At 61.0% G+C, this 17,432-nt stretch carries 14 protein-coding genes and 2 riboswitches; of the genes, 3 read left to right on the top strand and 11 right to left on the bottom strand.

The features are described from left to right. Window positions 1–21 precede the first annotated feature (21 nt). The 7 genes from EOS_RS26635 to gcvT form a co-directional block, all read right to left on the bottom strand. On the bottom strand, window positions 22–1,713 hold the full coding sequence (locus EOS_RS26635) for an AMP-binding protein (protein WP_047895183.1): 1,692 nt from the start codon (window positions 1,711–1,713) through the stop codon (window positions 22–24). 123 nt (window positions 1,714–1,836) lie between these two features. After that, a complete protein-coding gene (locus EOS_RS26630; protein ID WP_047895182.1) occupies window positions 1,837–3,543 on the bottom strand; it encodes a thiamine pyrophosphate-binding protein in 1,707 nt (568 codons plus the stop codon). Between the two features lie 132 nt (window positions 3,544–3,675). Beyond that, on the bottom strand, window positions 3,676–5,064 hold the full coding sequence (locus tag EOS_RS26625; RefSeq protein WP_047895181.1) for an L-serine ammonia-lyase: 1,389 nt from the start codon (window positions 5,062–5,064) through the stop codon (window positions 3,676–3,678). A 30-nt stretch (window positions 5,065–5,094) separates the two neighbouring features. Beyond that, on the bottom strand, window positions 5,095–6,198 hold the full coding sequence (locus EOS_RS26620) for an alginate lyase family protein (protein ID WP_047895180.1): 1,104 nt from the start codon (window positions 6,196–6,198) through the stop codon (window positions 5,095–5,097). 128 nt (window positions 6,199–6,326) lie between these two features. Further along, the gene (gene gcvP, locus EOS_RS26615; protein ID WP_047895179.1) at window positions 6,327–9,254 is read right to left on the bottom strand and encodes an aminomethyl-transferring glycine dehydrogenase; all 2,928 of its coding nucleotides are present in this window, start codon (window positions 9,252–9,254) and stop codon (window positions 6,327–6,329) included. A gap of 73 nt (window positions 9,255–9,327) precedes the next feature. Next, a complete protein-coding gene (gene gcvH, locus EOS_RS26610; RefSeq protein ID WP_047895178.1) occupies window positions 9,328–9,708 on the bottom strand; it encodes a glycine cleavage system protein GcvH in 381 nt (126 codons plus the stop codon). 67 nt (window positions 9,709–9,775) lie between these two features. After that, window positions 9,776–10,900, bottom strand: a complete 1,125-nt coding sequence (gene gcvT / locus EOS_RS26605) for a glycine cleavage system aminomethyltransferase GcvT (RefSeq protein WP_047895177.1) — start codon at window positions 10,898–10,900, stop codon at window positions 9,776–9,778. On the opposite strand from gcvT, the gene EOS_RS47175 reads away from it, so the two are divergent. After that, window positions 10,899–11,066: a hypothetical protein gene (locus EOS_RS47175; RefSeq protein WP_160312532.1), complete on the top strand. Its 168-nt coding sequence runs from the start codon at window positions 10,899–10,901 to the stop codon at window positions 11,064–11,066. The two genes, gcvT and EOS_RS47175, sit on opposite strands and share 2 nt — an antisense overlap. After that, window positions 11,040–11,174, bottom strand: a riboswitch (glycine riboswitch). It overlaps the preceding gene by 27 nt. A 46-nt stretch (window positions 11,175–11,220) precedes the next feature. Continuing rightward, a riboswitch (glycine riboswitch) is annotated at window positions 11,221–11,343 on the bottom strand. 56 nt (window positions 11,344–11,399) lie between these two features. On the opposite strand, the gene EOS_RS26600 is transcribed toward EOS_RS47175, so the two are convergent. Next, window positions 11,400–12,314 (bottom strand): ABC transporter six-transmembrane domain-containing protein, encoded by a 915-nt coding sequence (locus EOS_RS26600; RefSeq protein ID WP_082163536.1) that lies wholly within the window; start codon window positions 12,312–12,314, stop codon window positions 11,400–11,402. 116 nt (window positions 12,315–12,430) lie between these two features. Between EOS_RS26600 and EOS_RS26595 the strand changes: the two genes are divergently transcribed. Beyond that, window positions 12,431–13,027 carry a TetR/AcrR family transcriptional regulator gene (locus EOS_RS26595; protein ID WP_047895176.1) on the top strand — a complete coding sequence of 199 codons (597 nt, stop codon included), beginning with the start codon at window positions 12,431–12,433 and terminating at the stop codon, window positions 13,025–13,027. Window positions 13,028–13,097: 70 nt separating this feature from the next. On the opposite strand, the gene EOS_RS26590 is transcribed toward EOS_RS26595, so the two are convergent. Both EOS_RS26590 and EOS_RS26585 read right to left on the bottom strand, forming a co-directional pair. Next, complete coding sequence (locus EOS_RS26590; RefSeq protein ID WP_047895175.1) at window positions 13,098–13,475, bottom strand: hypothetical protein; 378 nt, start codon at window positions 13,473–13,475, stop codon at window positions 13,098–13,100. Between the two features lie 137 nt (window positions 13,476–13,612). Continuing rightward, complete coding sequence (locus tag EOS_RS26585) at window positions 13,613–14,659, bottom strand: oxidoreductase (protein WP_047895174.1); 1,047 nt, start codon at window positions 14,657–14,659, stop codon at window positions 13,613–13,615. Between the two features lie 271 nt (window positions 14,660–14,930). Between EOS_RS26585 and EOS_RS26580 the strand changes: the two genes are divergently transcribed. Next, entirely contained in the window at window positions 14,931–17,036 is a 2,106-nt protein-coding gene (locus tag EOS_RS26580; RefSeq protein ID WP_047895173.1) for a UvrD-helicase domain-containing protein, read from the top strand. Window positions 17,037–17,119: 83 nt separating this feature from the next. Here the strand turns inward: EOS_RS26580 and EOS_RS26575 are convergent. Then, the coding region (locus tag EOS_RS26575; RefSeq protein ID WP_047895172.1) for a c-type cytochrome at window positions 17,120–17,432 on the bottom strand (313 nt) is incomplete at its 5' end.

The raw sequence follows: 17,432 nt of genomic DNA, 5'->3' as shown, positions 1-17,432 counted from the left end.
GCTGCGGGGTTTTTTTACGTACTACGCGCTGAAATCCTCTTCCCAGTATTCATTCTCACGACGTGCGTCACTGCCTCGCGCTTCTTCGGCTTTCCTTAGTTCTACGCGACGAATCTTGCCGGAGATCGTCTTCGGCAATTCGTAAAACTCGATGCGTCGAATGCGCTTGTAGGGCGCCAGTTTCTGCGCGGCGAACTTCAGGATTTCACCGGCGATTTCCTTCGTTGGTTCATAACCGCTGCGCAACGCGACGAACGCCTTCGGCACCGATAAACGCAACGGGTCGGGACTTGGCACCACAGCCGCTTCGCCCACCGCCGGATGCTCGATCAGCACGCTCTCCAGCTCGAACGGACTGATGCGGTAGTCCGCTGCTTTGAAGACATCGTCGGCGCGGCCTACGTAGGTGAAGTAACCATCGGCGTCGATGGACGCAACATCGCCCGTGCGATAGTGGCCACCGCGCATGGCCTGCTGCGACTTCGATGGATCGTCGACGTAGCCGTCCATCAAACCTAGCGGTTTGGGCTCGAGGATCAACGCGAGCTCGCCTTCTTGCGCGGGGTTGTCGTCGTGGTCGAGCAGTGTGATGCGGTAGCCGGGCAATGGCCTTCCCATCGATCCCGGCTTCATCGGCTGACCCGGCGAGTTGGCAATTTGCGCGGTGGTTTCGGTCTGGCCGAAACCATCGCGTAACGTGAGGTTCCACGCCCTTTTCACGCGCTCGATAATCTCGGGATTCAACGACTCACCTGCGCCGACGACCTCACGCAAGTGCACCTTATACGCCGATAAATCTTCCTGGATCATCATGCGCCAGACGGTTGGCGGTGCGCAGAGCGTGGTGATCTGGTGCTTGACCAGCGCCTCCAGCGTGGCCTTGGCGCTAAAGCGCGACGTGTTGTAGATGAACACGGTCGCGCCCGCGTTCCATGGGGCGAAGACACAACTCCACGCGTGTTTTGCCCAGCCGGGCGAGCTGATGTTGAGATGGACATCGCCGGGTTTAAGGCCGATCCAGTACATGGTCGACAAATGGCCCACCGGGTAGCTTTGATGGCTATGCAGAACAAGCTTCGGGCGGCTCGTCGTGCCGCTCGTGAAATACAGCAGGCGCGGATCGGTTGCCAGCGTTTTGCCGTCGGGCTCGAACGACGGGCTTTCGTTGAAGGCATCGGCGAAGTTCAGCCAGCCTTCGGGCAAGTCAGCGTTTTGCGGGATCGCAACCGCGATGCGGGTTTTGGCTTTATCGATGGAATCGAACTTCGCCGTCTCACTCGACGCCACGATGACATGCTTCACCTCACCACGCGCCATGCGCTCGGCAATGTCGGCCGGGGTGAGCAACATGGTCGCCGGAATGGTGACTGCGCCAAGTTTCATCGCCGCGAGCATGGTTTCCCAAAGCGCCGGTTGATTCGGCAGCATCAGCAAGATCCGGTCGCCTCGCTGGACGCCGTGCTGCCTTAGCCAGTTGGCCAACTGGTTCGATCTCGCGGATAACTCCGCATACGAAAGCTTCGTTTCTTCTCCGCTTTCCTCGACGACCCACAGCGCCGGGTCAAGGTTGCTGCGCGCGTATTCATCGAACCAGTCGAGCGCCCAGTTGAACTCCGTGAGCTGCGGCCACGAAAAGTCTTTATACGCGGTGGCGTAGTCGTCGCGATGACGTAGCAGGAAGTCTCTTGCTTGCAGAAATGCTTGCGATGCCATGGTCGTGCGTCTCCTGGATTTTGTTCGCTTTCGCTTTGGCCTTGTTCAGGCTCATTTGCGCAGGTCTTCGTGAAACCTGCTTCTTCGCGAGTGTTCATGGCCGTCACGGTACGTGGCCGGCGTTCACTTTTGCCGCAGCTTCTCTCCTTGTTCCCGTACCTGATCCAAGGTTGCGGCCGGGGTGCTCGCATCCTGTGGAATCCTTATTTCTATCACCGATGGCAATCCCGTTTTCACCGCGCGCTCGAACGCCGGCATGAATTGCGCCGTCGATTCCACGAGTTCTCCATGCGCCCCGAACGCGCGCGCGTAGGCCGTGAAGTCGGGGTTCGTCAGCGCCGTGCCATGCACGCGATTCGGATAGTGGCGCTCCTGGTGCATACGGATCGTGCCGTATTGCTGGTTGTTCACCACCACGAATATCACCGCGAGCTTGTACTGCATTGCGGTCGCCAACTCCTGGCTCGACATCATGAAACAGCCATCGCCCGCAAAGGCCACTACCACGCGGTCCGGATACAGCGACTTCGCCGCAATCGCCGCGGGTACGCCGTAGCCCATGGCGCCACTCGTCGGCGCAACCTGAGACCGGAAATGCCGATAGGCATAGTGCCGATGCAGCCACGTCGCATAGTTCCCGGCGCCATTCGTCACGATGGCGTCGGCGGGAAGACGCTCGCTTAGCTGCTCCATGATCTCGCCAAGCTGGACATCGCCGAGCATCGGCCGCGGCTTGCGCCAGGCCAGATATGCATCATGCGCTGCTTCAATCGCGCCGCTCCATGGAATGACTGCGGGTGGCTGCAGCGCCACCAGCGCCGACACCATCTCCGGCATGCCTGAAACAATCGGCAGATCCGCCGAATACACGCGCCCCAGTTCTTCCGCGCCCTGATGCACGTGGATCAGCGTTTGCTTCGTCTTGGGGATGTCGAGCAGCGTGTAGCCGCCGGTCGTGGATTCGCCCATTCGGGGGCCCAGCACGAAGAGCAAATCGGCTTCGCGAATGCGCGCGGCGAGCGCGGGGTTGATCCCGAGGCCGACATCGCCGGCATAGTTCGGATGGTTGTTATCCAAGGTGTCCTGAAAGCGGAACGCGCATCCCACGGGAAGTTGCCACGCTTCTGCGAAGTGTGCGAAATCCGCCGTAGCTTCGGGTGTCCACCCGCTGCCGCCGGCTATCACAAATGGTTTCTTCGATGCCGCCAGCAGTTCGCGCAATCGTTCGATTTGCGCCGGCGCGGGCGCGGCCGAGACGCGCTGATAACGCGGCGCGCCCGGCACGGCTTCGCATGCATCGCTCAGTACGTCTTCCGGTAGCGCGAGCACGACCGGACCCGGACGACCCGAGGTCGCAGTGTGGAACGCGTGGCTCAGATATTCGGGAATGCGCCGCGGATCGTCGATTTGCGCGACCCACTTCGCCATCTGTCCGAACATGCGCCGGTAGTCGATCTCCTGAAACGCCTCGCGATCCATGTGCTCGCGGGCGCATTGACCGATCAACAGGATCATCGGCGTGGAATCCTGGAATGCCGTGTGAACGCCAATCGATGCGTGCGTTGCGCCGGGGCCGCGCGTAACAAGCGCCACGCCCGGGCGGCCGGTCAGTTTGCCTACCGCCTCGGCCATGTTTGCCGCGGCTGCCTCGTGACGGCACACGATGGTCTGGATGCGGCTGGTTTCATCGTGGAGGGAATCGAGGATGGCAAGAAAGCTTTCGCCGGGTACGCAGAAGACGCGTTCGACGCCGTGCGTCAGCAGCGCATCGACGACCAGTCGTGCGCCGGTGGTGGGGAGGCAATGAGAAGACGTGACAGCAGATGCCATACGATGAAATCTCCCGGAAGGTTCGCGCGGGACGCGAACGGGCAGTGGATTTCATAGCTTACGCTTGGGCGGGCCGCTGGCGCTAGGGCGGGGTTTTGCGGGGGCCGGTTCTGCTTGCCGGTGCGAGCGACCTCAACACTCAACAATATTCACCGCCAACCCACCCCGTGACGTTTCCTTGTATTTGGTTTTCATATCGGCACCGGTCTGCATCATGGTTTTGATAACAGAGTCGAGTGACACATAATGACTACCATCCCCCCGCATCGCCATGCGCGCGGCATTCACGGCCTTCATCGATCCCATCGCATTGCGTTCGATGCATGGAATCTGCACCATCCCGCCCACGGGATCGCAAGTCAGCCCAAGGTTGTGTTCCATCCCGATCTCGGCGGCATTCTCAACCTGCGTTGGCGTGCCACCCATCACCGCCGCTAGCCCAGCTGCCGCCATCGAACACGCAACCCCCACTTCACCCTGGCATCCGACTTCAGCACCTGAAATCGAAGCGTTCATCTTGTACAGAATGCCGATCGCCGCCGCCGTCAGCAAAAAGTCGATCACACCCTGCGTATTCGACCCGGGCATGAATCGATCGTAGTAATGCAGCACCGCCGGAATAATGCCGGCCGCGCCGTTGGTCGGCGCCGTCACCACGCGCCCGCCCACGGCGTTTTCCTCGTTCACCGCAATCGCGTAGAGATTGATCCAGTCGATCATGGAAAGCGGATCGCGCAAGGCCTGTTCGGGCTTGTCGATCAGTGCCCGGTACAACACCGGCGCGCGCCGCTTCACCTGAAACGGGCCGGGCAGGCAGCCGTCGGCGTCGGGGTTATCGATACCGCAACCGCGCTTCACGCACGACTGCATCACGTCCCAAATGCGCAGCAAGCCAGAACGAATCTCGTCTTCGCTGCGCCACACGCGCTCGTTTTCCCACATCAATTGCGCGACGGACTTGCCCGTTTCACGACACAACGCGAGCAATTCATCGCCGGATTTAAACGCGTATGGCAACTGTTCGATAGCCGTGAGCACCTTCGCATTCGATGCCCCCGCCGTCACCACAAAACCGCCACCCACCGAGAGATAGGTCGCGTCGCGCAAGGAGGCACCGTTGGCATCGAAAGCGTGGAGTTTCATGCCGTTCGGATGTTCCGCCAATGCCTGCCGCAGAAACGTAATGTGTTCCTTCAGCACGAACGGAATCTCGTGACGACCCAGCAGCGGCAGCTTTTTCGTCGCACGGACGGTCTCGAGGCGCGTGCTGATCGTGCCGGCATCGACGGTATCCGGCGCGTCGCCCATCAAGCCGAGCATGACGCCGCGATCCGTACCGTGGCCCTTGCCGGTCGCACCCAGCGAACCGTATAACTCGCATTTCACCGAAGCCGTGGCGTCCAGCAGGCCATCGCGCTCGAGTCCCTGCACGAACATCAGGGCGGCGCGCATCGGCCCGACCGTATGCGAACTCGACGGACCGATGCCGATTTTGAAAAGATCGAAAACGCTGACTGCCATGACTGCTCCTGCAAAGGTGCTGCTAAAAAATCAGCGCGCCGGCAGCGGCAAACAAACCGCGAGCCAGGCCGGCGGCGTGGGCGCCAGGCGCAGCGCAATGGGCGTATAACGCCCGTCGAGCCGCGCCGACAGATGAAACAATTCGGCGGCGTGCTTCGGATCCCACGTGCCCGAATAACCAGGCAGGCCGGCCTCGCGGCGGGTGGCGTCGAAGGGCACCGTCGAATGAACGAATTCGTCGTGCGTGCGCGTGCCGAGCGCGTACGGCGTCAGCCAGTTCAGCGCAGCGGCGAGGGTCGCGCCGGACTGCGCGCGCTCACCCAGCCAGTTGCGGTTATGGCGGCGCGCGGCGAGCGCGGCCGTGACCAGCGGCTGCAGATCGTAGGTGACGTAATGCAGCGCGTCGCGTTCGGCGAAATCGACGGTCGAGCCGTCGGGCGCAATGTTGTCTCCAATATGCTCCACATACAGACGCTGCGCAGCGTTGATGAGCTTGCGGTCGTCGATGGTGAACGCACCCATCGAAATCAGCTTGATCCGGTGACTTTGCCAGTTGTTGCGATACGTGCCCGTGAGCGGCCGTTTCTGTTTATCGATGTCCGCGATATATCCCGTCACCATCTTCGTGATGAACGCGTTCGTCGCGTTGCGTGTTTTTACCGGCAAGGCGCTCGCCGTCAGGTCATAGGCGAGGATCAGCGACTCGAAATTCGTTTCGTCGATAGGATTGAAACTCGGCTGATACGTCGTCGCCCACGCGAACAAGAACCGGTCGACCAGATGCAAATACGCTTCGTTGCCGGTCGCGCGCCAGGCGAGCGCGGCGTCGCGCATCAACCCGAGATCCTTCTCCGCTTCCTCGCTTTCGTCGCGAATGCCCTGATGCGGCAACGTGCCTTCGGTATGCAGCGTCGCCCGCGCTTTCGGCTGGTCGTTCAGACGCGACTGCACCATTTTCACCAGCGCCTTCACGCCCGGATCGGCGTTCGTGCGCTCACTGTTTTGCATCGCGGGCGCGGCGCAAAAGTTCATGGCGGCGAACGCGTTTTGCGCGCTCAACGCCGTTGCTGCAAGGGCCGCGATTATCGCCGGGACACGCCACGTTTTACTCACCACTCGCACCTGTCGCGCCATGCAAAACTCCCTGATTGGCTTGGTTCGGGTGAGATGGTATCTGGTGTTGCATGAATCCGGCAAAACTGTCCGGCTCTCAGGAAAGCCGGACAGTTGAAACGCGTGCTTATTTACCGCTTATTTACCGCTTATTCGCCGTACTCGGACAGCGGAATGCACGAGCAGAACAGATTACGGTCGCCGTAGGCGTTGTCTGCACGGCCAACCGGCGGCCAGTACTTGCGCGCAATCAGCGATGTCAGCGGATACGCCGCCGTTTCACGCGAGTAGACGTGGCTCCAGTTGTCGGCGACAACGACTGCTGCCGTATGCGGCGCGTGTTTCAGCGGATTGTCTTCGCGATCCGATTTGCCTTCTTCAACCGCGCGAATTTCGTCGCGAATGGCAATCATTGCATCGATAAAACGATCCAGCTCCTCCTTCGATTCCGATTCCGTCGGCTCGACCATCAGCGTGCCCGGCACCGGGAAGCTCATGGTCGGCGCATGGAAGCCGTAATCGATCAGGCGCTTGGCGACGTCATCGACGGAAATGCCGCTCGTTTCCTTCAGCGGACGCAGATCGAGAATGCATTCGTGCGCGACCAGCCCGCCCGTACCGCTATACAGCACGGGGTAATGCGGCGCGAGACGCTTCGCCACATAGTTTGCTGCGAGGATCGCGCTTTCGGTCGCGTTCGTGAGGCCTTGCGCGCCCATCATTGCGATGTACATCCACGAGATCGGCAGGATGGCAGCCGAGCCATAGGGCGCCGACGATACCGCTCCAATCCCGGCTGCATCGCGTTGATAACCGGTCGAATGCTGATTCGGCAGGAACTTGGCGAGATGCGCGCCGACTGCAACCGGACCGACGCCCGGTCCGCCGCCGCCGTGCGGAATGCAGAACGTCTTGTGCAGGTTCAAGTGCGAGACGTCGCCGCCGAACTGACCCGGTGCGGTGAGGCCGACCATCGCATTCATGTTCGCGCCATCGACATATACCTGACCGCCGTGCCCATGCACGATCTCGCAGATTTCGCGCACGTTCGCTTCGAACACGCCGTGCGTCGACGGATACGTGATCATGATCGCGGCGAGGTTTTGAGCGTGCTTCTCGGCTTTCGCCTCCAAGTCGGCGATATCGACGTTGCCTTGCTCGTCGCACGCAACGACGACCACCTGCATGCCGGCCATTTGCGCCGATGCCGGATTCGTACCGTGTGCGGACGAAGGAATCAGGCAGATGTTCCGATGCCCTTCGCCACGCGACGCGTGATACGCGTGGATGATCAGCAAGCCGGCGTATTCGCCTTGCGAGCCCGCATTCGGTTGCAGCGATACGGCAGCGTATCCCGTACACGCAACCAGCATCTGCTCGAGCTGATCGATCATCGTCCGATAACCGACGGTTTGTTCCGCCGGCGCGAACGGATGAATCTGCGCGAATTCGGGCCACGTCACGGGCAGCATTTCGGATGTTGCGTTGAGCTTCATCGTGCAGGAACCGAGCGGGATCATCGTGCGGTCGAGCGCCAGATCCTTGTCGGCGAGACTGCGCAGATAGCGCAGCATTTCATGCTCGGAGTGATGGCGGTTGAACACCGGATGCGTGAGGTATTCGCTCGTGCGTTCCAGTGCTTTCGGCAAGGAGACTTTTGCGTCGGCATCGAGTGCGTCGATATCGAACGTTTCCGTCTTGCCGAGCACTTCCGCGAACAATGCGAAGAGCTTCAGTAAGTCGTCGCGCGTGGTGGTTTCATCGACGGAAATGCCTACGTGCGTTGCATCGATATGGCGCAGATTCACATGCACCGCCGATGCCGCCTGATGCAGCGCCGTCGTGTTCGCGCCGCTAACGATGGTGACCGTATCGAAGAAGGTTTCGTTCGCGAGCGTGTAGCCGAGCTTTTGCACGCCGGCCGCGAAGATCGACGCCACACGATTCACGCGCAACGCGATGGTCTTCAGACCCTGCGGCCCGTGATACACGGCGTACATGCTGGCCATGATCGCGAGCAAGGCCTGCGCCGTACATACATTCGATGTCGCCTTTTCACGGCGGATATGTTGTTCACGCGTTTGCAGCGCGAGACGCAGTGCGTGCTTGCCTTGGGCATCGATGGTGACGCCGACCAGACGGCCCGGCATCTGGCGCTTGAAGTCATCGCGCACGGCCATGTACGCTGCGTGCGGACCGCCGAAACCGACCGGCACGCCAAAACGCTGCGTATTGCCGATAGCCACATCCGCGCCCCATTCGCCTGGTGGCGTGAGCAGCGTGAGCGCGAGCAGATCGGCGGCGACTACGACGTGACCGCCCGCCGCATGCACGGCTTCAGCGAGCGCGCGATAGTCCTGCACATCGCCGTTGGCGCCGGGATATTGCAGCAGCACGCCGAACGCGTTCGCCGTAGCGGCATCGGCGGCAGGACCGACTTTCACTTCAATGCCAGCAGGCTTCGCCCGCGTCTGTACGACTTCGATGGTCTGCGGCAGCACATCGTCGGCAATATAAAACAGGTTCGATTTCGGCTTGCCCGCGCGTTGCAGCAGCGTCATGGCTTCGGCCGCGGCGGTGGCTTCATCGAGCAACGACGCGTTCGAGATAGCGAGGCCCGTCAGGTCGATCACCATCTGCTGGAAGTTCAGCAACGCTTCCAGGCGGCCTTGCGAAATCTCCGGCTGATACGGCGTGTAAGCCGTGTACCACGCCGGGTTTTCGAGCACGTTGCGCAGGATCACCGCCGGCGTGTGCGTGCCGTAATAACCCTGGCCAATATAGTTCCTGAACACCAGATTCTGATCTGCCAGCTTCCTCAACGACGCCAGCGCTTCCGCTTCGCTTTTCGGCTGCGTGAACGCGCCGAGCGGCAGCGTTTCGTGACGCCGAATGGACTCGGGAATCACCGCATCGATGAACGCCGCGCGCGACGCGAAACCGAGCGCGTCGAGCATGGCGTGCTGGTCGGCCGCATCCGGGCCGATGTGCCGCTGGGCGAAGGCATTGTGGCATTCGAGCGCGGCGAGGGACAAGGATGAGCGGTTCATCAGACGATCCGGGTGTTCGAGCTTCATGAGAGTTCCTGCTGGTGCGGCGGCTTTCAGCGAAAAGCACGCCGCACGGTCGTTGATAGACGTATTGGCTTACTTACTCGCCGATCGAGGCGCCGTACGCAGCGGCATCGATCAACCGATCCGTCTTGGCATCGGAGGCGGGCTTGATCTTGAAGAGCCAGCTTTCGTACGGCGTGCCGTTGATCTGATCCGGCGTGCCCGTCAGCGCATCGTTCGCGCCCACGATTTCACCCGACACGGGCGCGTAGATATCGGATGCTGCTTTCACCGATTCGATCACCGCGATGGCGTCGCCAACGGCAACCGTCTTACCAACCGGCGGCAATTCGATGAACACGATATCGCCCAGTGCTTCCTGCGCGTGATCCGTAATACCGATGGTCAGTGTACCGTCGGATTCAGTGCGCACCCATTCGTGCGATTCGGTGTATTTGAGGTCGGCCGGGATGCTCATGCGGATGCTCCAAAGTGTCTTTGAGGGTGGGACGTGCGTGGCGTTTTTGCGAGCGTTCGGGACCGCTTCAAAGCGCCGCCAAAACCTTGCCGTTGCGCACGAAAGGCAGTTTTACCACGCTTGCCGGTAGTTGTTTGTCGCGGATGACGACGTGCACTTTATCGCCTGGTTTCACGCTCGTCGGTACCCGGGCGAACGCGATGGATTCCTGCATCGATGGCGAGAATGTGCCGCTCGTAATCTCGCCTTCACCGTCGGCGGTGACCACCTTCTGGTGAGCACGAAGCACGCCACCGGCGCGGCCGTTTTCCTTCTGCAGAATCAATCCGACAAAGCGCGCCTTCGATCCATTCGCCTCCAGCGCCGAGCGGCCGACGAATGCGCGACTCGGGTCGTTGAAGTCGACAGTCCAGGCGAGGCCGGCGTCGAGCGGCGAAACCGTGTCGTCCATGTCTTGGCCGTACAGGTTCATGCCGGCTTCCAGGCGCAGCGTATCGCGCGCGCCGAGGCCCGCGGGCTTCACGCCTTGTGCGATCAATGCGTTCCAGAACGCTTCTACTTGCGTAGCCGGAACGACGATTTCGAAACCGTCCTCGCCCGTGTAGCCGGTGCGCGCGAGCATGACGTCGCCGAACGAGCTGACCGGGAATTGCACGGCGTTGAAGGGTTTGAGTTCTGCGGTGGCGTCGCGCGTTTCCGGCAGTACTTGCCAGACCTTTTCGCGTGCGTTCGGACCCTGCACTGCGACGATGGCGAAATCGCGGCGCGGCGTGATGGTCAGCCCAAAACCGCCTTGCGCGTTCAGATGGCCAAACCACGCGATGTCTTTCTCAGCCGTGCCGGCGTTCACGACGACGCGGTAGTTGTCATCGGCGAAGTAGTACACGATCAGGTCATCGATAACGCCGCCTTCCGGGTTCAGCAGGCACGAATAGAGCGCTTTGCCGGGAACGGTGAGTTTGTCGACGTTGTTCGCGATTGCGTACTTGAAGAACTCGCGTGCTTTATCGCCGGTGAAATCCACGACGCGCATGTGCGACACGTCGAACATGCCGGCATCGGTGCGCACCGCGTGATGTTCGTCGATCTGCGAACCGTAATTGACGGGCATGTCCCAGCCGCCGAAATCGACCATGCGTGCATTGAGCGCAAGGTGAGCGGCGTGCAAAGGCGTGTGTTGAAGATCAGACATGGAGCGGGCCTCGGGCGTGCGCGAAAACAAAAAAGGCCATGCGTCGAACCCGCTCGGGGCTTCGGCTTTTGAGCTGCGCCAGACGCGTGAAACCATCCGGCTGCAACATGCAAAGCCCAAACCGCGTAGCGATCCGGTACATGACCCCTCTGTCCTCGGTACCTGAGAGATTGCACGCTGTTCGCCGATGATCCGACGTCCAACGCGCGCCCCTTCGGTGGGCATCTGGCTAGTGCTTCTTGATCAGCCGATGCCGCTCTCCAGAGTTCGACTTTCCGTCCATCGGCGCCCGGTTAAAGGCGCACTGCATAAACGGAACTTCGACGCGGCCGGTCCTTTTGCCTGAGAGTTTGTGGGTGTGCCCCTTCGGCGGCGCGGCTTCGTTTTTATGTCGTTTTGAACACGAACGACCAACGGCCAGCGCTCTCTCCCGACGCGTGCGGCGAATTTACGCGACCGAATTCAGCTTGTCAAACGGCGGGGGCTGACGCGGCGGCCCTTAATCCTTCCCGAGCCCTGGATCGACGCGTTTGCCGATGTCGCGCAAGCGCGCCAGTTGATCGACCATCGACGGTGCTTCGTCGAGGCTGCTGACAAAGGTCCAGAGATACGTCATGACGGCATAGACATGCCCGGCCTTGACCGCCGGTGCCAAGGCCAACTGGCTGATGGCGATGACAAACAGTACGGCCGCGACCGAACCGACAAAGAGGAACGCCGCGGCTTCGCGGTTCGACAGGTGAATCCGAAGCTTGGAAAGCACGCGATAGTGCCGTTTCAAGGTAACCGTACCGACTTTCGCGACCAAACCGATTTCCTTCTCCAGCCGGTCATTCAGGCGCTGATGCAAGCCCTGGTTGCGCCGTGCAAAGCGCGGCAACAAGGCCATGCACAGCAGTAACCCGCCCAGGCTGGCTACGCCGATCCACGGCTCGATCGCGAGCAACATCGCTACAGCGCCGACTATCGATACCAAAGCGGTGACCATGGTCGGCACGTGTTTTTCGAAGAAATCGACAAACTCCCGGGCCAATACCACGCGTGCGGCCGCCGTCGACGTACTTTGGTTCTGCAGCCGCTGATTGAGGATCACCGGTACCGCCAGATCGGCGTATATCCGCGTGAAGGTGCGCGTATCCACGGCCCGGCGCGCGGCGCCGACCGCCCAGAACGCCAACACGATCACCGCGTAAAACAACGCGCTGCGGGCGTCGCCGCGAATGATCGAGTCGACGGCGAATCCGGCGAACAACGGGTACGCAAGCAACAGCGCGTTCTCCAGCGCGACGAGCGAGAGCGTGAAGAACAGCTTGCCGGGATAGGCCCGGGCAATGGCTTTGAGCGTGGACGTGGCGGACTGCTGACTGAGCCTTTCGCTCTCAATTATCCGGATTTCTGGTGTGACGAATGACATGACCATACCTTGGGTGAAATCGCCGCTATAATTTGAGCGATCGCTCAAATTATAATTGAGCAGTCGCTCAAAGCGCAAGCTCAGCTAATCCGTTCTCGCTTGAAAAGGAATCGAACATGTCGCGGTCGTCCCCGGAACGCAAAGGTCAGATCATTGCGGCCGCCCTTGAATTATTCCGCCGCAAAGGTTTCGCCGACGTTTCCACGCGCGATCTCGCCGAGCACGCGGGGCTGTCGCGCAGTCACATCTATCACTACTTCGGCGACTGGAACGAGTTGCGCCGGGAGGCGTTCGTGCACTTTGCCGACGAGCAACTCGAAGAAGCCGCCGCGCGTCTGACCGATATGCCGCCGGTCGGAGCGTTGCTCGGCTTTATCCGCGACTGCCTGCCGGCTAGCAAGGATGATGGTTGGGGGCTGTGGCTGGATGCCTGGGACGAAGCCATGCACGACGCAGAACTGGCGCGTGCTTATTTAAGCGAGATCGGTCGCTGGCAAGCCATGCTTCGCGGAATCATCGAACAGGGTGTGGAGGCGAAGGTGTTCCGATGCGCATCGCCGGAACGTGCGGCCCGGCAACTCTTCGCGCTGGCCATGGGTTACGCCGATGATCTGTTGCTGGAGCCCTCGGTCGAGGCTGTCGAGGCCGCGCTGGAGGAGGTCGTGGAAGTCGCGGAGATGGTGCTGGATTTCGAGCTTGGCGCGGGGCATTAATGAGCAAGCTGAGCCGAACGACGGACACCCGCACAGCGGGCCTGTCGTTCGGCGCATAAAACTGCAGTGATTACTGGATCGCGCGCTGCAAACCATCCAGTTCGCCATTCAGCGTGTGCTGTTCTTCACCCGACAAACCGCCGCCGTGTTGCGACGCCATATCGCGGGATTCCTGGCGAATCACATCCAGCCGATGGTGAAACGCATCGCCTTGTGGCGGCGGATAAAAACCTTGATTCACGCGCTGATCGACATGATGCCAAAGCGCGTTGATTCGCCCGTTGACCTGATCCATCCGATGAACCGCTTCCATATGCGGATCTGGGCGCGCGGGTGTTTCCTCGACAACGTTGACTTGCCGCGTCGGCTCGACGACGCACGCTGCCAGCGATCCCGCCAGCGCCACGCCAATCAGCGCACGGGCGCAACTTGCTTTGAATGTAAGCACGGAAATTCTCCCCTTTCTGGTTTTTAAGATAAGACTCGGACAACGGCAGAAGAACGGCCTGCGCACGGCCCCGGCTGACGCCGCAGCCGCGCGTAAATGTAACGCTGTGTGTTTGAAAGTCCGCCGTGGGCTGTTTGTTATCGCAACGGCGTGAAATCGAGCCGGCGCCCTTCGGTATTGCTGCGAATGGCGAGATCGATGAGGGTCATGACATCAACGGCATCTTGCGCCGTGACTGGAAACGGCTTGCCTTCGAGCACCGATGCCGCCAGCGCACGATAAAACTCTGCATACGCGCCATCGCGGGTGGCGAATTCCTGGCGCAAGTCGTGATCGCCGTCCACTTCACGCAAGAGGCCCGGCGGATTGCGGCCGAACTCAGGATTGCCGGGACGCAAACCGGCTTTGAGCTGGTCTTCCTGCACGTCGAGACCCGTTTTCACATAGCTGCCGCGCGTGCCGTGAATGGCGAAGCGCGGTGGGTCCAGCGCGGCGAGCGCGGTTGCGTGCAGCACGATTTCCTTGTCTGCATAGCCGAGCAGCAGGTGGACGTAATCCGGTGCGCTCGCGTGATCGCGGTGCGCTTTTACGCTGGCGAATACGGTCTGCGGTGCGCCGAAGAGCGCTAGCGCCTGATCGATGAGATGCGGCCCCAAGTCGAACAGCAAGCCGCCGCCGCGCGATGCTTCCTCGCGCCAGCGTTGCGGCACTTTCGGCCGAAAGCGGTCGAAATGCGATTCATAGTGCGTCACGCGACCAAGCCGGCCGCTTTCGATCAGCGCACGCACCGTCATGAAATCGCCATCCCAGCGGCGGTTGTGAAACGGCGCGAAGAGCAGTCCGCGGGTTTTGGCCAGGTCCGTGAGGGTTTTTGCGTCGGCGCCGGACAGGGTGACCGGTTTATCGACGACTACGTTCTTGCCCGCTTCGAGCGCGCGCTTGGCGAGGTCGAAATGGGTGTCGTTGGGGGTTGCGATGACGATGCAGTCGAGTTCGTCGAGCGCAAGCAACGCAGCGAAATCTTCAACAATCGTCGCTTTCGGGTAATCGGCCTGTGCGCGCTCGGGTTTGCCGGTGGCAATGGCCGATACCGTCGCGCTGCCGCAGTGTTCTATCACCGGAGCGTGAAAGGTTTCGCCGGCAAAGCCATAGCCCATCAGGCCGACTTTTAGAAGTGCTGTCATGCGGGCATCCTGTTTGTGTTGGCGATGCCGTTATTGTGGCATGGGCGGAGGCAGCGGTTTGAGGTCGGAACTCCGTGCCGCGTTGGATTCTTCCTCACGAAAGGGCCAGAACCATTGCTTTCGAGCGACGGTTTCTTCCGTGTTAACATCGCGCTCTCGAAATTGCGCACGCAGGAAAAACGCGCAATTTTGCTCGCTCTCTTGCTCACCATCGCGTACTTCCGGCAGCCGAAGCGTCCGCCCGATTTACGCATCTCAAAGTGTCCGAACGATGTCCGCAGCAGGTATGAACGCCGCGCAATCCGAAGCGGTGCGCTATCTCGATGGTCCATGTCTTGTGCTCGCCGGCGCTGGCAGCGGCAAGACACGCGTGATCACCCAGAAGATTGCCCATCTGATCGAAGGCAAAGGCTTCGAGCCGAAGCACATTGCCGCGCTGACCTTCACGAACAAAGCCGCGCTCGAAATGCGCGAACGCACGGCAAAGCTGCTCGAAGGGAAAACGCTTACCACGCCCGGCAAGGAAGGCCGCCGGGTGCCGGTGAACCAGTTGACCATCTCCACGTTTCACTCGCTCGGCGTGCAGATCATGCGGCAGGAGGCTGAGCACGTCGGCCTGAAACCGCAGTTCTCGATCATGGATTCCAGCGATTGCTTCGGCCTGGTTCAGGAACAGCTCGGCACGACCGACAAAGGCCTGATCCGCAAGGTCCAGTCGATTATTTCGTTGTGGAAAAACGGCATGGTGTCGCCGGATCAGGCGTCGGCGACGGCGTCGAACGAGGACGAGATGCAGGCGGCCATCGTGTTTCGAAGCTATGTGGCGACGCTGCACGCCTATCAGGCGCTCGATTTCGATGACCTGATCCTGAAGCCCGCGCAACTTTTCTCGGAAAACGAGCAGGTCCGCGAGAAGTGGCAGAACCGGCTGCGTTATCTGCTGATCGATGAATATCAGGACACGAACGCGTGCCAGTACGAGTTGCTGAAGCTGCTGGCGGGTCCGCGCGCGGCGTTCACGGCGGTGGGCGATGACGACCAGGCCATCTATGGGTGGCGCGGCGCGACGCTGGAAAACCTCGCGCAGTTGGGCAAGGACTTTCCGAAGCTTCATGTGGTGAAGCTCGAGCAGAACTACCGGTCGACGGTGCGCATCCTGACGGCCGCCAACAACGTGATCGCGAATAATCCGAAGCTCTTCGAGAAGAAGCTCTGGTCCGAACACGGCATGGGCGACTCGATCACCGTAACCGGTTGCAACGACGAAGAGCACGAGGCGGAGTCGGTCGTGTTCCGGTTATCGGCGCATAAGTTTGAGCGGCGCGCGGCGTTTCGCGACTACGCAATTTTGTATCGTGGAAATTTTCAGGCGCGCATCTTCGAACAAGTCTTGCGGCGCGAGCGGATTCCCTACGTGCTCTCCGGCGGCCAGTCTTTCTTCGATAAAGCCGAGATCAAGGACATCGTGGCGTATCTGCGGCTGATTGCGAATCCCGACGACGATCCCGCGTTCATCCGCGCGATCACCACGCCGCGGCGCGGTGTCGGCAATACCACGCTCGAGGCGCTCGGTTCGTTTGCGGGGCAGGCGAAGGTGTCGCTGTTCGAGGCCGTGTTCATGGGCGGTATCGAGGCACGATTGTCGGCTCGCCAGGTCGAGCCGTTGCGCGCGTTCTGCGAATGGATGCAGCGCTTGTCGGATCGGGCGGGGCGCGATCCGGCCACCGAAGTGCTCGACGACATGATGGAGGCCATCCATTACGAGGCCTATCTCTACGATGCCCACGACGAACGCCAGGCGCAATCGAAGTGGCAGAACGTGCTGGAATTCTGCGAGTGGCTGAAGAAAAAGGGCACGAAACCTCAGGCGCAGCCGTCCGAAGATTCCGAGGCCACGGGTTATGACAATGCCGATGGTTTCGGCGATGAAGGCAAGAACCTGCTCGGCCTGATCCAGACTGTCGCGCTGATGTCGATGCTGGAAGGCAAGGACGAGAATCCCGATGCCGTGCGGCTGACGACGGTGCATGCGTCGAAGGGACTCGAATATCCGCACGTGTTTCTGGTCGGCGTGGAGGAGGGGATCATGCCGCACCGGGGCAATCCCGATGCGGACGCGGACGCACCGGTCGACACCGGCCGGATCGAGGAGGAGCGGCGGCTGATGTATGTCGCGATCACGCGGGCGCAGCGCAGTTTGCATCTGAACTGGTGCAAGAAGCGCAAGCGGGCGCGCGAGACGGTGGTGTGCGAGCCGTCTCGGTTTATCCCGGAAATGCTTCTCGACGATGCCCCGCCGCCGACGGAAGAGGAAGCACCGATGTCGCCGAAGGACCGGATGGCGCGGCTGAAAGAGTTGTTGCAGAAGCCGGCTTGATTGTTTCGGCAGGCCTCGTGCTGCATAAAAAAACCCTGCGTTTTGCGCAGGGTTTTTTGTTGGTATCGCTCCGTGGAGAACGGCTATTTGGCTGCTGCGACCATGTAATCGACGGCAGCTTTCACGTCGGCATCGGACGCAGTCGATCCACCCTTTGGCGGCATCGCGCCCTTGCCGTGCAGCGCGTAGTTGTAGACGGTGTCCATCGGCTCCTTCAGACGGGGCGCCCAAGCGTCTTTATCGCCGAATTTGGGTGCATTGAGCACGCCGGCTGCGTGGCACGCCTGGCAGACCTGCGTGTACAGCGCCTTGCCAGCCTGCGATGCGTCCGCGCTCTGTGCGCCTGCCGCGGCTTCGGAATTCGCTTGCGGCACGTTCGCCAGCGCCGCGACTGCG

Origin of the sequence: Caballeronia mineralivorans PML1(12), assembly GCF_001028175.1 — a bacterium.
GTDB classification, from domain to species: domain Bacteria; phylum Pseudomonadota; class Gammaproteobacteria; order Burkholderiales; family Burkholderiaceae; genus Caballeronia; species Caballeronia mineralivorans.
This window is presented reverse-complemented; position numbering and strand designations above follow the sequence as displayed.